This window comes from Kitasatospora sp. SC0581 (assembly GCF_048159585.1).
GTDB lineage: Bacteria > Actinomycetota > Actinomycetes > Streptomycetales > Streptomycetaceae > Kitasatospora.
In genome coordinates, this window is sequence record NZ_JBLRWA010000202.1 from 1 (window position 1) to 386 (window position 386).

At 74.9% G+C, this 386-nt stretch carries 1 protein-coding gene; it reads right to left on the reverse strand.

All coding sequences use genetic code 11. From position 1 onward, the window contains the following. Window positions 1-29: 29 nt before the first annotated feature. Window positions 30-386: TerB family tellurite resistance protein (locus ACLWS4_RS37785; protein WP_416876541.1), on the reverse strand; the 357-nt coding region annotated here is incomplete at its 5' end.

Consider the following 386-nt stretch of genomic DNA (forward strand, 5'->3'; position numbering starts at 1 on the left):
TGAACCGGGACATCGCGCCCTGAGCGGTGCTACGAGACCGTCCGGGCCGAGGCGAGGAGCCGTACGACGTCGTCCGGGCCGAGCGCCAGCGCGTTGCCGACCGTCCCCAGGACCTCCCGCTCGGCCGGGCTGTAGACCCCGTCGGCGAGGGCGATCCCGGCGGCCTGGAGCAGGATCGACTCCCGGCCGGAGGGCGCCAGGTGCGGGGTGAGCGGCTCCAGGGCCTCGTGCAGCTCGATCGCGAGGAGCGCGCCCTCGGGGTTCACCTCGGGCATGAAGCGCCCGGTGTCGGCCTCCAGGGCCTCGACGAGGTCGACGAGCTGGACGGCGGTGCACTCGGCGAAGCCGGCGGACCTGACGGCACTCACGGCCCGGTCGAGGACCGC